This is a genomic window from Bradyrhizobium sp. ORS 285, assembly GCF_900176205.1.
GTDB lineage: Bacteria > Pseudomonadota > Alphaproteobacteria > Rhizobiales > Xanthobacteraceae > Bradyrhizobium.
The window spans coordinates 3,238,438-3,252,278 of record NZ_LT859959.1; the positions used below are offsets into that span (position 1 = coordinate 3,238,438).

The 13,841-nt window shown below is 65.9% G+C and carries 12 protein-coding genes and 1 pseudogene; 11 read left to right on the forward strand and 2 right to left on the reverse strand.

Annotated features, from left to right (window positions below):
- Window positions 1-2: 2 nt before the first annotated feature.
- The gene (queF, locus tag BRAD285_RS14555; protein ID WP_006611066.1) at window positions 3-479 is read right to left on the reverse strand and encodes a preQ(1) synthase; all 477 of its coding nucleotides are present in this window, start codon (window positions 477-479) and stop codon (window positions 3-5) included.
- 157 nt (window positions 480-636) lie between these two features.
- Between queF and eno the strand changes: the two genes are divergently transcribed.
- The 8 genes and pseudogenes from eno (at window position 637) to BRAD285_RS14595 (ending at window position 8,867) form a co-directional block, all read left to right on the forward strand.
- Window positions 637-1,920 (forward strand): phosphopyruvate hydratase, encoded by a 1,284-nt coding sequence (gene eno / locus BRAD285_RS14560; RefSeq protein ID WP_006611065.1) that lies wholly within the window; start codon window positions 637-639, stop codon window positions 1,918-1,920.
- A 251-nt stretch (window positions 1,921-2,171) separates the two neighbouring features.
- The gene (locus BRAD285_RS14565) at window positions 2,172-3,311 is read left to right on the forward strand and encodes a zinc-binding dehydrogenase (protein ID WP_006611351.1); all 1,140 of its coding nucleotides are present in this window, start codon (window positions 2,172-2,174) and stop codon (window positions 3,309-3,311) included.
- Between the two features lie 120 nt (window positions 3,312-3,431).
- A pseudogene (locus BRAD285_RS14570) lies at window positions 3,432-4,438 on the forward strand (MBL fold metallo-hydrolase).
- A gap of 244 nt (window positions 4,439-4,682) precedes the next feature.
- A complete protein-coding gene (locus BRAD285_RS14575) occupies window positions 4,683-5,858 on the forward strand; it encodes a serine hydrolase (RefSeq protein ID WP_006614394.1) in 1,176 nt (391 codons plus the stop codon).
- A gap of 116 nt (window positions 5,859-5,974) precedes the next feature.
- Window positions 5,975-6,841 (forward strand): hypothetical protein, encoded by an 867-nt coding sequence (locus BRAD285_RS14580; RefSeq protein WP_006614393.1) that lies wholly within the window; start codon window positions 5,975-5,977, stop codon window positions 6,839-6,841.
- Window positions 6,842-6,985: 144 nt separating this feature from the next.
- On the forward strand, window positions 6,986-7,543 hold the full coding sequence (locus tag BRAD285_RS14585; RefSeq protein ID WP_006614392.1) for an NADPH-dependent FMN reductase: 558 nt from the start codon (window positions 6,986-6,988) through the stop codon (window positions 7,541-7,543).
- 156 nt (window positions 7,544-7,699) lie between these two features.
- Window positions 7,700-8,491: an aldolase gene (locus BRAD285_RS14590; RefSeq protein WP_006614391.1), complete on the forward strand. Its 792-nt coding sequence runs from the start codon at window positions 7,700-7,702 to the stop codon at window positions 8,489-8,491.
- A gap of 61 nt (window positions 8,492-8,552) precedes the next feature.
- Entirely contained in the window at window positions 8,553-8,867 is a 315-nt protein-coding gene (locus BRAD285_RS14595) for a septum formation initiator family protein (RefSeq protein WP_006614390.1), read from the forward strand.
- Between the two features lie 71 nt (window positions 8,868-8,938).
- On the opposite strand, the gene BRAD285_RS14600 is transcribed toward BRAD285_RS14595, so the two are convergent.
- Window positions 8,939-10,618, reverse strand: coding sequence for a methyl-accepting chemotaxis protein (locus tag BRAD285_RS14600; RefSeq protein WP_244422342.1), 1,680 nt, complete (start codon window positions 10,616-10,618; stop codon window positions 8,939-8,941).
- Window positions 10,619-11,068: 450 nt separating this feature from the next.
- On the opposite strand from BRAD285_RS14600, the gene pdhA reads away from it, so the two are divergent.
- Genes pdhA through BRAD285_RS14615 form a run of 3 tightly spaced genes read left to right on the forward strand, consistent with a single transcriptional unit; the run spans window position 11,069 to window position 13,840 of the window.
- Complete coding sequence (gene pdhA, locus BRAD285_RS14605) at window positions 11,069-12,091, forward strand: pyruvate dehydrogenase (acetyl-transferring) E1 component subunit alpha (protein ID WP_006614388.1); 1,023 nt, start codon at window positions 11,069-11,071, stop codon at window positions 12,089-12,091.
- 33 nt (window positions 12,092-12,124) lie between these two features.
- Window positions 12,125-13,522: a pyruvate dehydrogenase complex E1 component subunit beta gene (locus tag BRAD285_RS14610; RefSeq protein WP_006614387.1), complete on the forward strand. Its 1,398-nt coding sequence runs from the start codon at window positions 12,125-12,127 to the stop codon at window positions 13,520-13,522.
- 12 nt (window positions 13,523-13,534) lie between these two features.
- Window positions 13,535-13,840 (forward strand): DUF5076 domain-containing protein, encoded by a 306-nt coding sequence (locus tag BRAD285_RS14615; RefSeq protein ID WP_006614386.1) that lies wholly within the window; start codon window positions 13,535-13,537, stop codon window positions 13,838-13,840.
- Window position 13,841 lies beyond the last annotated feature (1 nt).

Here is a 13,841-nt window from a genome sequence, read left to right on the forward strand (position 1 = left end):
GCTCAGCCGCGGCCGCGATATGGCGCCACGCCCTGGTCCGGCACCCACAGGCCCTTCGGCAGCTTGCCGGTCTGCCAGAACACGTCGATCGGGATGCCGCCGCGGGGGTACCAGTAGCCGCCGATGCGCAGCCATTTCGGCTTGATCTCGGCCGTCAGGCGCTTGCCGATGGCGACCGTGCAGTCCTCGTGGAAGGCGCCGTGGTTGCGGAAGCTCGCGAAGTACAGCTTGAGTGACTTGGATTCCACCAGCCAGGGGCCGGGGGCGTAATCGATCACGAGATGGGCGAAGTCCGGCTGGCCCGTCACCGGGCACAGCGAGGTGAATTCCGGCACGGTGAAGCGGGCCAGGTAATCGGTGTCCTTCTGCGGGTTGGGAACGCGGTCGAGCCTAGCAGCCTCCGGGCTGTCGGGGGGCGCGACCTCGCGGCCCAGTTGGAGGCCTGCCGATGTCAGGGATGGGTTGGATTTTTTCGCCATGTGTCGTGTCACCTGCCGCAGAGGCGCCCGTTTAGCCAATCGGAGCGTCCGCGTCATCCGCTTCGTGATTTCCGCCTCAGGTGGCCTTTTCGCCCCCGTGACCTTGCGGTAGAAGCGGCGCAGCAAAGCCCACCCAGAAACGTCTCACGAGGACCCCATGACCGCCATCGTCGACATCATCGGCCGCGAAATCCTGGACAGCCGCGGCAATCCCACGGTCGAGGTCGACGTCGTGCTGGAGGACGGCTCGGTCGGCCGCGCCGCGGTTCCCTCGGGCGCCTCGACCGGCGCGCACGAGGCGGTCGAACTGCGCGACGGCGACAAGCACCGCTATCTCGGCAAGGGCGTCCAGAAGGCGGTCGAAGCGGTCAATGACGAGATCTATGAGGCCCTGGCCGACATGTCGGTGCAGGACCAGGTCCAGATCGACCAGATCCTGATCGAGCTCGACGGCACCGAGAACAAGAGCCGGATCGGCGCCAACGCCATCCTCGGCGTCTCGCTCGCCTGCGCCAAGGCCGCGGCGATCTCCTACGACATGCCGCTGTATCGCTATGTCGGCGGCACCTCGGCGCGCACGCTGCCGGTGCCGATGATGAACATCGTCAATGGCGGCGTCCATGCCGACAACCCGATCGACTTCCAGGAATTCATGATCATGCCGGTGGGCGCGCCGACCTTTGCGGAGGCGCTGCGCTGCGGTTCGGAGATCTTCCACACGTTGAAGGGCGAGCTGAAGAAGGCCGGCCACAACACCAATGTCGGCGACGAAGGCGGCTTCGCGCCGAACCTCCCGTCGGCGGACGCGGCGCTCGACTTCGTCATGAGCGCGATCGGCAAGGCCGGCTATACCGCCGGCGAGGACGTGATGCTGGCGCTGGACTGCGCCGCGACCGAGTTCTTCAAGGACGGCAAGTATGTCTATGAGGGCGAGAACAGGTCCCGCTCGCGCTCGGAGCAGGCCAAGTATCTCGCCGACCTCGTCGCGCGCTATCCGATCTGCTCGATCGAGGACGGCATGTCCGAGGACGACATGGACGGCTGGAAGGAGCTGACCGACCTGATCGGATCCAAGTGCCAGCTGGTCGGCGACGATCTGTTCGTCACCAATGTGAACCGTCTCGAGGACGGCATCCGCAACGGCCGCGCCAACTCGATCCTGATCAAGGTCAACCAGATCGGCACGCTGACCGAGACGCTCGCCGCGGTCGAGATGGCCTACAAGGCCGGCTACACCGCCGTGATGTCGCACCGCTCCGGCGAGACCGAGGATTCCACCATCGCCGATCTCGCGGTCGCCACCAATTGCGGGCAGATCAAGACCGGCTCGCTGGCGCGCGCCGACCGCACCGCCAAGTACAACCAGCTGCTGCGCATCGAGCAGGAGCTGGACGCACAGGCCAAGTATGCCGGCCGCGCGGCGCTCAAGGCGCTGGCCTGAGCCTGAACTAGAGCGCCATGTGTTCTTGTTGAATCGAAACGCCTGCCGCGATTTCAGTTCACCTCTCCCCGCTGGGGAGAGGTCGGCGCGAAGCGCCGGGTGAAGGGCTGCCAGATAATTTGTAACCCCTCACCCGGATTGCATCTGGCGATGCAATCCGACCTCTCCCTTCGGGAGAGGTGAACGGAGACCGCGGCCGGCTCTTCGACCAACAAAACGGATCGTTCTGTAACAAAGAAAGGGAGGCGCGTATGAGTGGCGAGACCGGCCTGCAACTGCGGACATTGATCAAGCGCAGCGGTGAGCTCGAACTGTCGCTGGTCGACGTGCACACCCCTGAGCCGGGGCCCGACGAGGTGGTGGTGCGCATCGAGGCGGCGCCGATCAATCCGTCGGATCTCGGCCTGCTCGTCGGTGCGGCCGACCTCTCCACCATGCAAGCGTCGGGCACTAAGGATCGTCCGGTGATCACGGCCAAGGTGCCGGAGGCCGGCATGCGGGCGATGGCGGCCCGGGCCGACGAGTCCCTGCCGATCGGCAATGAGGGCGCCGGCGTGGTGGTCAAGACCGGCTCGTCGGACGCCGCCAAGGCGCTGATGGGCCGCACGGTCGCCGCGATCGGCGGCGCGATGTACAGCCAGTATCGCTGCCTGAAGGTCTCCGAGTGCCTGCCGCTGCCGGCCGGCACGACGCCGGAAGAGGGCGCGTCCTGCTTCGTCAATCCGCTGACTTCGCTCGGCATGACCGAGACGATGAAGCGCGAGGGGCACACCGCGCTGGTACACACCGCGGCCGCGTCCAATCTCGGGCAGATGCTCAACAAGATCTGCCTCAAGGACGGCATCCCGCTGGTCAACATCGTGCGCAGCCAGGCACAGGCCGAGCTGCTGCGCGGCATCGGCGCGAAGTATGTCGTGGATTCGACCTCGCCGACCTTCATGGACGAACTGACGGCGGCGCTGGTCGAGACCGGCGCGACCATCGCTTTTGATGCGATCGGCGGCGGCAAGCTCGCCGGCCAGATCCTCAATGCGATGGAAGCGGCGATCAACAAGTCGGGCAAATATCCCTACAGCCGCTACGGCTCGGCCGTGCACAAGCAGGTCTACATCTACGGCGGTCTCGACCTCAGGCCGACCGAGATCACGCGCGGCTTCGGCATGACCTGGAGCGTCGGCGGCTGGCTGCTGTTTCCGTTCCTGATGAAGATCGGCAAGGCGGATTCCGAGCGGCTGCGCCAGCGCGTCGTCGAGGAGCTCAAGACCACCTTCGCCAGCCACTACACCAAGGTGGTTTCGCTGGCCGAGGCGCTCGATCCGGCCAACCTTGCCGTGTACGCCAAACGGGCCACTGGCGAAAAATTCCTCATCGACCCCAACAAAGATAAGTGACCTAACGCCGCGCCTCGGACGTTGCGGACGGGCTTGCCTTTGGCCTGCGGCCGAAGACAATCCGCGCCGTCTTGGTTCGCGGCGGTGCTGGCCGCTGACACCTCTGAGGAGAGATTTCTGATGACACAATTGGATCGCCGTCGCTTCCTGGCCGGTGCCGCGCTGGCCGGCGCCGCCGGCACGCTGCCGTCGCTCGCAGGCACGCAGGCACGCAGGCCCGCGCGGCCACGGCGCCGGCCGGCGCCCAGGCGCCCGGCTTCTTCCGCTACAAGGTCGGCGACTACGAGTGCACCTCGATCAACGACGGCGCGCGCACCTTCCCGATGCCCGACAAGTTCGTCGTCAACACGCCGAAGGACGAGGCGCTGGCAGCGGCCGAGAGCGCCTACATGCCGAAGGGCATGATCACCATCCCCTTCAATCCGCAGCTGATCAATACCGGCTCCAAGCTGATCCTGATCGACACCGGCAACGGCGCAGGCGCCTTCGAGGCCAGCAAGGGCGCGGTCGGCCGTCTGCAGCAGAACCTCACCGCTGCCGGCATCGATCCGAAGGCGATCGACATCGTCGTGCTCTCGCACATGCATGGCGACCACATCAACGGCCTCCGGCTCGCCGACGGCTCGCTGGCATTCCCGAATGCCGAGCTCAAGGTGCCCTCGGTGGAGTGGGCGTTCTGGAACAGCGACGAGAACGCCGCCAAGGCGGCGTCGGACCTGATGAAGGGCAACTTCGCCAACTTCAAGAAGGTGTTCGGTGGGCTGGAGACCAAGGTCACGCAATACGAGTGGGACAAGGAGGTCGCGCCCGGGATCACCGCGCTGGCCACCCCCGGTCACACGCCGGGCCACACCTCATTCGCGGTCGCCTCGGGCAATGCCAAGGTGTTCATCCAGTCCGACGTGACCAACATCCCCGAGCTGTTCCTGCGCAATCCCGATTGGCATGTGATGTTCGACACCGATGCGGCGCAGGCCCAGGAGACGCGGCACAAATTCTACGACATGGTCGCCGCCGAGAAGGCCAAGGTGATCGGCTTCCACTTCTCGTTCCCCTCGGTCGGCTATGTCGAGAAGGACGGCGCCAAGTACCGGCTGATCCCGGCGCCGTGGAATCCGGTGCTCTAACTTTCGTCATTGCGAGGAGCCAACGGGTCCGCGCGAAGCGCGGCCCGATGACAGGCTCCGCGACGAAGCAATCCAGAGTCCCGACCGAGCCCTGGATTGCTTCGCTCCGCTCGCAATGACGGAGGAGAGACTGTGCCAGGCCGCCTCCGGGCGGCCTGTTCGTTTTTGCATATGCGGTATTTCGGGCTTTCCCCCGTCGCCATGACCGCCTATGTCGGACGCTTCGCAGTCCGCAGGGCCTCGCATGCCGACCGATCCGTCTCCCGCCACCCCAGACCTCTCCAACTGGCGCACCGCGCCGTACAGCCGTTGGGCGTTTCACAACGTCCGTTCCATCCTCCCGGTCGCGGATATCGCGAGCGCGCCGGGCAGTGCCTGGCCGCTGCAGGCGAGCCCTGTTTCCTTCGAGGATTTCCGCCTCAAGCTGCCGAAAGGCGGCACGCTCGATCTCGAGGGCTTCCTGAAGGCGACCGCGACCGATGGGCTGCTGATCCTGCGCGACGGCCGTATCGTCTTCGAGCACTATGAAGGCGGCAACGATCGCGACACGCCGCACATCCTGATGTCCGCGACCAAGTCGATCACCGGCCTGATGCTCGGTATCCTCGCCGAGCGCGGCGAGATCGACATCGATGCCGAGGTGACGCGCTACGTGCCGGAGGTCGCAGGCACGGCCTATCGCGGCGCGACGATCCGTCAGCTCACCGACATGCGCGCCGGCATCGTGTTCGATGCCGCCGGCCTGCAGGCCTATGCCGACGCCGCCGGCTGGGAGCCGGTGGCATCAGGCACGACGCCGAACCTGCACGACTTCTTCGCGACGATGCGCGCGCAGGCCCAGCCCCATGGCGGCGCCTTCAGCTACGTCTCCTCCAACACCGATCTGCTGGGCTGGGCGATCGAGCGCGCCACCGGCCGCAGCTTCGCGAGCCTCGTCGGCACCTTGCTGTGGCAGCCGTTGGGGGCGAGCGGCGAGACGTTCATCACCGTCGATCGCAAGGGCGCGCCCCGCTGCACCGGCGGCTTCTGCACGACCCTGCGCGACTTCGCCCGGCTCGGCCAGCTCGTGCTGTCCGGCGGCCGGCGCGGCTCGCACGCGATCATCCCGCAAGGCTGGCTCGACGACATCAGGCAGAACGGCGACGTCCAGGCCTGGCGCGACGGCCAGTGGCGCGACAGCTTCGCCGCCATTAGCCGCAACATGCACTACCGCAGCGGCTGGTACGTCATCAATGACGAGCCGCAGCTGATGTTCGCGATGGGCATTCACGGCCAGAACCTGTTCGTCGATGCCGCCAACAGGATCGTCATCGCCAAGCTGTCGAGCTGGGCGCAGCCGGTCGACGGTCAGGCCATCTGGCTGACACATCAGGCCGTGGCGGAATTCGTCCGTGTGCTGCGCGAGCAGCCAGCCGGTTAGCGCGGTCGCAGCGCGTGCGGTCTAGCCGGGCCTCGCGAAACGGTTGATGCCGATCAAGGCGTTGCGCCCTTGCCGGGCGCAGCGTCCCTTCCAGGATCTCGACCTGGGAGGAGATCATGCGTGGGTACCTTCTCGCCGCGGCCATCATGAGTCTCACATTGGGGTTCTCGTCGCCGGCCCGCGCGGGATGCTGGCCGAGCGAAAGCTATCCGCTGGTCTGCTGGCTCGACACCAAGGGCTGGGGCTGCGTCGCGCATCATGCGCTCACCGGCGTCAAGGCGGTCTACTATCCGCAACCCCGCTACTCGCTCTACGAGCTCGAGGCGACGCATTGGTGGACCTCCGGTTCGACCACGGCCTGTCCGCCGACCAAGACGACGAAGTTCACGGGCACGTGGGACCGCGAAACCGGCCTCGCCGAGGAAACGGCGACCACCACCGGCGGAACGTTGTCTCGCCATGTCACCTGCAGTCACAATCCCTGGACCGGGCAGGGCTCGTCCGGCGTGCCGATCTGCGCCTCGGCCGCCAACGACCCCAATGCGGGGACGCCGGCCTCGCCGGGCCTGCTCTCACCGGGCCAGAAGGATGATCTGCTCCACGTTCAGGAGCCGCTGCATACAAGCTGTGAATTGCTCTCGCCCGCGGAGATCGGTTGGCACGCGGCGAAGGTCAATTCCGTCGTCCAGGTGGTCGTCGCGCATCATGAGTTTCAGAAGATCGAATGGCACCTGTGGTACGCGCCATCCGACGGCCTCGGCCTCTGGCAGGAGGTCGCGCCGCCGAAGCCGAAATTCATCATGATGTGGCCGGCCACCAAATACTCCGAACGCCAGATCGCGACGTCGACCCGCAAATTCTGGCTGAACAAGGCCGGCCGATGGAAGGTCGTCGCGGTGCCCAAGCCAATTTCGCCGCAGGCCCAGGCCATCCCGACGACCGTGACCAACGAGTGCTACGGCGTCTTCTTCAACACTGAGTGAACACTGGAGTGACGGGGCGGCCTTGAGCGCCTGCGGCGCGTTCGGGAAACACTGCGTTTCCTGGCGGTGGATGTTCATGCACTTGCATGAAACTGCGCGGGACGCTTAAGGTCCGCCAACGGTTCAATGCAGAAGGATGCCTCCATGGCCACCCCATACTCCATCGTCGCCCTCGTCGGCAGTCTCCGCAAGGAGAGCTTCACGCTCAAGATTGCCAAGGCGATGGCCAAGCTGGCGCCGGCCAGCCTCAAGATCGAGGTGGTCACGCCGGAAGGCCTGTCGTTCTTCAACCAGGATGTCGAAGCCAATCCGCCGGCCGAGTGGCTCGCGTTCCGCGACAAGCTCAAGGCCTCGAACGGCGTTCTGATCCTGACCCCGGAATACAACCGCTCGATTCCCGGCGTGCTGAAGAACGCGATCGACATCGCCTCGCGCCCCTATGGCCAGAGCTCGTTCCTCGGCAAGCCGGTCGGCCTGATCTCGAACTCGCCGGGCCCGCTGGGCGGCGTCGCTGCCGCGAAGCATCTGCAGAACATCATGCCGGGCATTTCGGGTCCGGTCATGGGCCAGCCGGAGATCTATCTGAACGGCGTCGGCGACGCGTTCGACGACAAGGGTGAGCTGGTCAAGGACTCGCTGACGACCGTGCTGCAGCAATATCTCGACGCGTTCGCGGCCTTCGTGGCCAAGCAGAACGGCTGACGCTCGCGCGACCGCGTGGCGCGGTCGCTCAGGGCATAACGGGTATGCCCAGGGCATAACGGGTATAACGGGCAGGGCGTTGACGCGCCTTGCCCGATCCGTTTTCAAGGCGTGGTCGGTGACCTGCGCAACGATGCGCGACCTCGAGGACACGCCATGGCCCATTCCTTCACGCCCGCCAGTTCCTCAAAGCCGGGACCGAACCAGCCGAAATTCGACAGCGAAGCGGTCTGGCAAGCGCGGGTCGATCTCGCCGCCTGCTTCCGGATGGCGGCGCGGCACGGGCTGGAGGAGGGCATCTGCAACCATTTCTCGGCGCTGGTGCCCGGCTATGACGACCTCTTCATCGTCAATCCCTACGGCTACGCCTTCCGCGAGCTGACCGCCTCGAAGCTCCTGGTGTGCGATTTCGACGGCCACGTCGTCTCCGGCGACGGCCAGCCCGAAGCGACCGCCTTCTACATCCACGCCCGCATCCACAAGGCGCTGCCGCGGGCCAAGGTCGCCTTCCACACCCACATGCCCTATGCGACCGCGCTGTCGATGACCGAGGGGCCACCGCTGATCTTCGCCGGCCAGACCGCGCTGAAGTTCTACGGCCGCACCGCCGTCGACGAGAACTATAACGGGCTGGCGCTCGACAACCGCGAGGGCGACCGCATCGCGGGGGCGATCGGCGATGCCGATATCGTCTTCATGAAGCATCATGGCGTGATGGTGCTGGCGCCGACCATCGCGGAGGCCTGGGACGATCTGTATTATCTGGAGCGCGCCTGCCAGGTGCAGTGCCTGGCGCTGTCGACCGGTCGCAAAGTGGTGCCGGTCGCGCCCGACATCGCCGAGGCGGCCTATCGCCAGATGCGCGATGGCGACGCAGAATCGGCGCGGCTGCATCTCGAGGCGGTCAAGCGGACGCTGGACGCCGAGGAGCCGGCCTACCGCACCTGAGCGCGGAGCGGGAGGCGCAGGGTTAGCGTTTCCTTAACCGGGGCGCAGCATTCTGCCGGCCATGGTCTCCCGCGCACGCCTGAAATCCTTCCTCACCGGGCTCGCCCTCTACACGATGGCGGCGGCCATCATCGGCTATTTCGGCATCAACGCCTATACCGGCCGCTACGGCCTCAATGCCCGCCAGGAGCTCGACCAGGAGATCATCTCTCTCACCTCCGAGCTGATGCGGCTGAAGCAGGAGCGCGCCGAGGGTGAGAAGCGCGTGTCGCTGCTGCGCTCCGACCGGGTCGATCCCGACATGCTCGACGAGCGCGCGCGATTTCAGCTCGGCTATGCCAATCCGCACGACCTGATCCGGATCAACCGTCCGTAGCGACCAGCCGTTTCAAGCGGCCTCGCCGAACAGCCGGCCCGCTGCCGGGCCGGCTTTCGGAGATCCCTCAGCTAGGCGGCGCGGACCGACGCCAGGAAACGGCTGACCTCGAGCTTCAGCCGCTGGCTGTCCTGCGACAGGCACTGCACGGAATTGAGCACCTGCGATGAGGCCGATCCGGTCTCGCTCGCCTCGCGCTGCACCTGGGCGATGTTGGCCGAGACCTGGCGCGTGCCCTGCGCGGCCTGCTGGATGTTGCGCGAGATCTCCTGCGTCGCCGCGCCCTGTTCCTCGACGGCCGCGGCAATGGTCGAGGCGATCTCGGACATGCGCCCGATGGTGTCGCCGATGTCCCGGATGGCCGTGACCGAATGCTGTGTCGCCGACTGGATCGCGCCGATCTGCTGGCTGATCTCGTCGGTCGCCTTGGCGGTCTGCTCGGCCAGCGCCTTGACCTCGGAGGCGACCACCGCAAAGCCGCGGCCGGCGTCACCGGCGCGCGCCGCCTCGATGGTCGCATTCAGCGCCAGCAGGTTGGTCTGGCCCGCGATCGTGTTGATCAATTCGACGACGTCGCCGATGCGGGCGGCGGCCTGCGACAATTCGCCGACGCGCTCGTTGGTCCGCCGCGCCTGCGCCACGGCCTCGTTCGCGATCGCCGCCGATTGCTGCACTTGCCGGCTGATCTCATTGACGGAGGACGACATCTCCTCGGTCGAGGCGGCCACCGACTGCACGTTGTTGGAGGCGTCGCCGGAGGCGTTGGCAACCACGGTCGCCAGCCCCTGGGACCTGTCCGCGGTCGAGGTGAGGGACTTGGCGGAGGTCTCGAGCGCGGCTGCCGCCGAGGAGACGGTGTCGATGATGCTGCCGACCGAGCTTTCGAACTCGTTGGCGAGGCGTTCGGTGTCGGCCTTGCGCTGAGCAGCGAGCCGGCCTTCCTGCTCCTTCTGCTCGGCTTCGAGCCGCTGGCGCGCCTCGGCATTGACCTTGAACACCTCGACCGCCCGCGCCATCTCGCCGAGCTCGTCGCGCCGCTCGGCACCAGCGACGTCCACGGCAAGGTTGCCGGTCGCGAGTTCGGTCATCACTCGGGTGATGGCCTGCAGCGGCCGCACCAGTGCGCGCGCAATGGTGAGAGCGGTCACGCACAGCAGTGCGATCAGTCCTGCAGCCCAGACCAGCGCGGTCTTCACGGACGCGTAAAACATCTCGTCGAGATCGTCGACATAGACGCCTGTGCCCACGATCCAATTCCAGGGATCGGCCTTCAACGTATAGCCGAGCTTGGCGACCGGGACGGTGCTGCCGGCGCGGGCGAACATGTAGTCGGTGAAGCCGCCACCGTCGCGCAGACCCGAGGCGACCAGCTCGCGCACGAAGAACAGGCCATTGGCGTCCTTCTCGTTGCTGAGGTTCTTTCCTTCCCAATCCGGGCGGGGACCGAGAACGATATTCTCTCCATCCGGCTTGTAGACGAAGATGTAGTCGTTCTTGCCATAGCGGATGTTGCGCAGCGTCGTTTTCGCGCGGGTCTGCGCCTCGGCTTCGGTCAGCGTTCCCTTTTGAACCTCGGCGGCCAGCGCCTTCACGATCGACACGGCCGATTGCACCTGGCCGACGATGGCCGTCTTGCGTTCGTCCAGAAGAGCCGAGCGGGCGCTCAGCAGTTGACTGGCGATGGCCGCGATGCAGATGGCAATCGAAACGGCGACGAGGATGCCGAAGCGGCGAGGGATGGTCAGCACCATGTTGCACTTCCGAAAAGTCCGCAGCGCCATTGCTGCGTGGCAATACAGTGCGAGCCGTTGGTTTACGCCGGCTGAAATTGTCTCCGTAGGACTACGAAGGCGGCGAGCGATAACTCCGCCCGAAGCGGCCCTCGTCTGCGCCCCCCGGTGCGGCCTTTGCTCTGCCGCTTTCGGAGGCAGGTCCCACGCTTTCGGGCGGAGCTCGACCCTCCACCCGTGCAGCGTGGAATACAGCGATGGGGCGAGACCTCCGGGCCAGCCGAGCGCATCAAGATGACCGAGCCATCGCGCGCAACCAATCTTCGTTTCAAAAATCCGCCTGTTCGATTTCTAAAATTTCGCCTTCGTTGCACTGCGGCAAAAGCAAAGTGAATGGTGGTTCACGCGGTCCTTTTACGTGCCATGGAGTTGAGCTAGAGAAAGCTACTTTTTCTCTCATCCGGAATTGCCATGGCCGCACCGAAGAAAACCGCCGCAAAGGAACAAGGGCAGGACAGAGACAACGGCCCGCCGCCGGAATTCACCAGGGAGCAAGAGCTGGCTGCGCTGCGCGACATGCTGCTGATCCGCCGCTTTGAGGAGAAGGCGGGTCAGCTTTATGGCATGGGTGCGATCGGCGGATTCTGCCATCTCTACATCGGCCAGGAGGCCGTGGTGGTCGGCATGCAGATGGCGCTGAAGCAGGGCGACCAGGTCATCACCGGTTATCGCGATCATGGCCACATGCTGGCGACCGGCATGGATGCCAAGGGCGTCATGGCCGAGCTCACGGGGCGCCGCGGCGGCTACTCCAAGGGCAAGGGCGGCTCCATGCACATGTTCAGCATGGAGAAGAACTTCTTCGGCGGCCACGGCATCGTCGGCGCCCAGGTCTCGCTCGGCACGGGGCTGGCGCTCGCCAACCGCTACCGCGGCAACGATTCGGTCAGCGTCGCCTATTTCGGCGACGGCGCGGCCAACCAGGGCCAGGTCTATGAGAGCTTCAACATGGCGGAGCTCTGGAAGCTGCCGGTGATCTACGTCATCGAGAACAACCGCTATGCGATGGGCACGGCCGTGTCGCGCGCCTCGGCGCAGACCGACTTCTCCAAGCGCGGCATCTCCTTCAACATCCCGGGCGAGCAGGTCGACGGTATGGACGTCCGCGCCGTGAAGGCCGCCGGCGAGAAGGCTGTCGCCTGGTGCCGCGAGGGCAAGGGGCCCTACATCCTGGAAATGCAGACCTATCGCTATCGCGGCCACTCGATGTCCGACCCGGCCAAGTACCGCACGCGCGAGGAGGTCGAGAAGGTCCGTCACGACCAGGATCCGATCGAGCAGGTGCGCAACCGCCTGCTGGCGGCCAAGGTCAGCGAGCAGGATCTCAAGGCGATCGATGCCGACGTGCGCAAGATCGTCAACGAGGCCGCCGATTTCGCGCAGGCCGATCCCGAGCCGGATGCCGCCGAGCTCTACACCGACGTCTATCGCTAATCGCGCGCGCAAGCTGATTTCTCTGGAGCTGATATGCCTATTCAAGTTTTGATGCCTGCGCTGTCGCCCACGATGGAGAAGGGCAACCTCGCCAAATGGCTGAAGAAGGAAGGCGAGGCGATCAAGTCGGGTGACGTGATCGCCGAGATCGAGACCGACAAGGCGACGATGGAGGTCGAGGCGACCGACGAGGGCACGCTCGGCAAGATCCTGATCCCCGAAGGTACCGCCGACGTCGCGGTGAACACGCCGATCGCGACCATCCTCGCCGATGGCGAGACGGCGGCCGATCTCGGCAAGGCCTCGGCGCCCGCCGCCGAGATGAAAGCCGCGCAATCGGCGCCGCCGGCTGACGCTGGTGTCTCCGTGCAGGCCTCGCCCGCGCCGACCGGCGTGGCCGCGCCGCAGAGCGTCGCCGAGCCCGATCCGGAAGTCCCGGCCGGCACCGAGATGGTGACGCAGACCATCCGCGAGGCGCTGCGCGATGCCATGGCCGAGGAGATGCGCCGGGACGGCGACGTCTTCATCATGGGCGAGGAGGTCGCCGAATATCAGGGCGCCTACAAGGTGACCCAGGGCCTGCTGCAGGAGTTCGGCGCCCGCCGCGTGATGGACACGCCGATCACCGAGCACGGCTTCGCCGGCATCGGCGTCGGTGCCGCGATGGCCGGCCTGAAGCCGATCGTCGAGTTCATGACCTTCAACTTCGCCATGCAGGCGATCGACCAGATCATCAACTCCGCCGCCAAGACGCTCTACATGTCCGGCGGCCAGATGGGCTGCTCGATCGTGTTCCGCGGTCCGAACGGCGCCGCCGCCCGCGTCGCCGCGCAGCACAGTCAGGACTACTCGTCCTGGTATTCGCACATCCCTGGCCTCAAGGTCGTCGCGCCATACTCCGCGGCCGACGCCAAGGGCCTGCTGAAGGCCGCGATCCGCGATCCGAACCCGGTGATCTTCCTCGAGAACGAGGTGCTGTACGGTCACTCCGGCGAGGTGCCGAAGCTCGACGACTACATCATCCCGATCGGCAAGGCGCGCATTGCCCGCACCGGCAAGGACGTCACGATCATCTCCTGGTCGAACGGCATGACCTACGCGCTGAAGGCCGCCGATGAGCTCGCCAAGGAGGGCATCGAGGCCGAGGTCATCGACCTGCGCACGCTGCGTCCGATGGACACCGACACCATCATCGCCTCGGTCAAGAAGACCGGGCGTGCGGTCACGGTGGAAGAGGGCTGGGCGCAGAGCGGCGTCGGCGCCGAGATCGCCGCGCGGATCATGGAGCACGCCTTCGACTATCTCGATGCGCCGGTGACGCGCGTCTCGGGCAAGGACGTGCCGATGCCGTATGCCGCGAATCTCGAGAAGCTCGCGCTGCCGTCGGCTGCGGAGGTCGTGCAGGCCGCAAAATCCGTCTGCTACCGCTAAGGGACATCCCAGATGGCCGGACCCAAGGAGCAGCCGCTGCCGCCCGACGTCGTCGGCCGCGAGGACGCAACCGAAGTGTTGCGCGCCTTCGTGCTCGATGGCGGGCTCTCGATCGCCTTCCAGCGCGCGTTCGAGGAGCCCGACGTGTGGGGGCTGCTCCTGGTCGACGTGGCCCGACATGCTGCGCGCGCCTATGCGCGCGAGAGCGATTATTCCGAAGACGAGGCGCTGCAGCGCATCGTCGAGATGTTCGAAGCCGAGCTGGCTCGGCCGACTGACACGGGCACCACCAGCCCCAGGTCGAAACAAGGTCACTGAT

Excerpts from the sequence above, each read along its gene's own strand:
- queF (WP_006611066.1), bottom strand. The coding sequence starts at position 479 with ATGGCGAAAAAATCCAACCCATCCCTGACATCGGCAGGCCTCCAACTG.
- eno (WP_006611065.1), top strand. The coding sequence starts at position 637 with ATGACCGCCATCGTCGACATCATCGGCCGCGAAATCCTGGACAGCCGC.
- BRAD285_RS14565 (WP_006611351.1), top strand. The coding sequence starts at position 2,172 with ATGAGTGGCGAGACCGGCCTGCAACTGCGGACATTGATCAAGCGCAGC.
- BRAD285_RS14575 (WP_006614394.1), top strand. The coding sequence starts at position 4,683 with ATGCCGACCGATCCGTCTCCCGCCACCCCAGACCTCTCCAACTGGCGC.
- BRAD285_RS14580 (WP_006614393.1), top strand. The coding sequence starts at position 5,975 with ATGCGTGGGTACCTTCTCGCCGCGGCCATCATGAGTCTCACATTGGGG.
- BRAD285_RS14585 (WP_006614392.1), top strand. The coding sequence starts at position 6,986 with ATGGCCACCCCATACTCCATCGTCGCCCTCGTCGGCAGTCTCCGCAAG.
- BRAD285_RS14590 (WP_006614391.1), top strand. The coding sequence starts at position 7,700 with ATGGCCCATTCCTTCACGCCCGCCAGTTCCTCAAAGCCGGGACCGAAC.
- BRAD285_RS14595 (WP_006614390.1), top strand. The coding sequence starts at position 8,553 with ATGGTCTCCCGCGCACGCCTGAAATCCTTCCTCACCGGGCTCGCCCTC.
- BRAD285_RS14600 (WP_244422342.1), bottom strand. The coding sequence starts at position 10,618 with ATGGTGCTGACCATCCCTCGCCGCTTCGGCATCCTCGTCGCCGTTTCG.
- pdhA (WP_006614388.1), top strand. The coding sequence starts at position 11,069 with ATGGCCGCACCGAAGAAAACCGCCGCAAAGGAACAAGGGCAGGACAGA.
- BRAD285_RS14610 (WP_006614387.1), top strand. The coding sequence starts at position 12,125 with ATGCCTATTCAAGTTTTGATGCCTGCGCTGTCGCCCACGATGGAGAAG.
- BRAD285_RS14615 (WP_006614386.1), top strand. The coding sequence starts at position 13,535 with ATGGCCGGACCCAAGGAGCAGCCGCTGCCGCCCGACGTCGTCGGCCGC.